Annotated in this window: 2 protein-coding genes; both read left to right on the top strand. The window is 43.1% G+C overall.

Going from position 1 to position 2396, the window contains the following annotated elements; translation table 11 throughout:
• Positions 1-280 precede the first annotated feature (280 nt).
• Positions 281-640, top strand: a complete 360-nt coding sequence (tnpB, locus tag ACEN36_RS12880; RefSeq protein WP_079650506.1) for an IS66 family insertion sequence element accessory protein TnpB — start codon at positions 281-283, stop codon at positions 638-640.
• 87 nt (positions 641-727) lie between these two features.
• Positions 728-2314: an IS66 family transposase gene (gene tnpC, locus ACEN36_RS12875; protein ID WP_407097732.1), complete on the top strand. Its 1587-nt coding sequence runs from the start codon at positions 728-730 to the stop codon at positions 2312-2314.
• Positions 2315-2396: the final 82 nt, after the last annotated feature.

The raw sequence follows: 2396 nt of genomic DNA, 5'->3' as shown, positions 1-2396 counted from the left end.
GTAAGCCCGATGAAATTAACCGCATAGAAAGCCGGAAATTCTTCCTGTATGATAAGACTATCTTAATCAGAAGGAGGAATTTTTGTTATGCCAAAACAACCCCATCACACCATCGTCCCCGTCTCACTCACAAATGAAATAAGCCAACATACTGTCTCGCCTGCTCCATCATCTCCGATGAAACTTGCTGCGAAAATCCAATGCAAGAAGCAAGAAGTTCGAATTTATAACGGGATTGACAAATATATTCTCTATGCTCTGTTAAAGGAGTTGAAGTCACATGATTCTTGACTACACTAAAATAAACCACCTCTACCTTGTTTGTGGACATACAGATATGCGTAAAGGAATTGATGGCTTAGCCGCCGTAATTCAAAACCAATTTGAATTAGATGTCTATCAAGAGGCCTCATTATTTCTTTTTTGTGGTAGACGTGCCGATCGGTATAAAGCACTGTTTTGGAATCAAGATGGATTCGCATTGCTTTATAAACGAATCGATTCAGGAAAATTACAATGGCCACGAAATGAATTGGAGGTCAAAAAATTGACGCAACGTGAGTTGCGTTGGCTATTAGAAGGGTTAAAAATTGAGCAGCCAAGGGCTATCACAAACGCACGAACTGGTGGTTCATTCTAATAACCCCTTCGATAAAATTAGTTCGTGACCATTCAGGTCTCATTTGATAAACTAGAAGAAACAAAGCGATAAGAATGGACTGAGCAGATGGCGACAAATACCGAATTAGAAGAACAAAATGCTGAATTACTGGCGAGACTAGATCAACTACTTGAGCAAAATATGGAACTGTCCAATCAGGTCGCCAACTTAACAAAAATGTTATTCGGGTCTCGTAGTGAAAAAACGCGCTATTCTCAGGAAGAGATTCCTCAGAACCAAACGTCTTTATTTGATGAGCCATCCGATTTTTTCGGCCAACCAGAAAAGGAAGAAGGTGAAATTAGCCGTATAACCGTTATCTCCACGCACACTCGCAAGCATCGCGTCCCTGGGTGGAAAGAAAAACAGTTGGAAAATCTCCCCACTGAAGAATATCATCACCGCCTCGAAGAACCAGTTTGTTTGTGTTGCAACGGCGAGATGAAAGAACTTGGTACCAAGGACTGGAGCGAAGTCAAATTGATTCCGGCTAAATTAGTTCGTTGCCGCCATATTGTGCATCGTTATGAATGTCGAAACTGTAAGAAGAGCGGCACCAATCAGATCCGAGTGGCGCCTTCCCCTAAGCGGGCATTACCTGGGAGTATCGCCAGTCCCTCGATGATAACAGAAGCCGTTTATATGAAGTTTACCCAATTCGTTCCGTTGGAACGACAATTAAAAGACTGGCAACGATTAGGCTTGACGTTGCACAGCCGCACACTGAGTGAATGGGTCAATAAAGTGGCCGAAGACTGGTTAGCACCAATCTATCAGGAATTGAAGAAACAATTGTTGACCAAAACAATATTGGCCGTGGATGAAACCCCATCGCGAATTTTACGACGTTCGGATGGAAAATCCGGTCGATCAAAATCACAAAACTGGGTTTATCGCACCATCGAAGGGGCAACGCATCCCATTACACTCTTCGATTCTACCTTGACTCGAAGTCGGGACGAATTAAGAAAGTTCCTTGGAAACTGGCAGGGATTGATTTTGTGTGACGGCTATTCGGTCTATCGGCAGTTGCCCGGTATCAAGTTCGCCCATTGTTGGGCACATGCTCGACGAAAATGGGTCGAAGCCTTAGAATTAGGTGGGAAAGCTTCGAGTCCAGCGGTTCGCTTGGGTAAAATGGTGTGTGATGCGCTTTTTCGTATGGAACGGGATTGGCAAGAAATGCCAATTATGGCACGAGATCAATTGCGTCAAAAATTTGCGAGACCACTGTTGGAAGACTTTTATCTTTGGTTGGAGACGCAATTCGCTGCGCCAAAATCTGCCTTGGACAAAGCGATCACCTATTGCTTGAATCAAAAAGCCGGCCTGTTGAAGTTTCTGGAAGTTCCTGCGTTGCCGATTCATAATAACGGTGCAGAGAATGCAATTCGTCCGCTAACATTGGGCAAAAAGAATTGGTTATTTTCTACAAGTGAAGCGGGTGGAAAAGCCAATGCCATCTATTTGAGCTTGGTGGAAACCTGTAAAGCAAATCACATCGATTTTCGCCAATATCTGGAAAAGCTATTAATTGAATTGCCAGAAGTCGATTTGATTCAGGAACCTGAGAAAATCAACGACTATCTCCCTTGGTCGTTGGCGATTATCGAAAGCTGCCAGCCAGCCAAAAATATGAAAAAAGCAGCCTGATTTCAAAAAAATGGATGAAATCAGGCTATTTGTCATGCTTTTTTTTATTTGGAGCTATCGGCGTCCATTTTAACGGGCTTAC

The organism is Desemzia sp. FAM 23989 (genome assembly GCF_045528345.1).
Taxonomy (GTDB): Bacteria; Bacillota; Bacilli; order Lactobacillales; family Carnobacteriaceae; genus Desemzia.
Note: the sequence above shows the minus strand (reverse complement) of the source record. Positions and strands in the feature narration are given on the sequence as shown.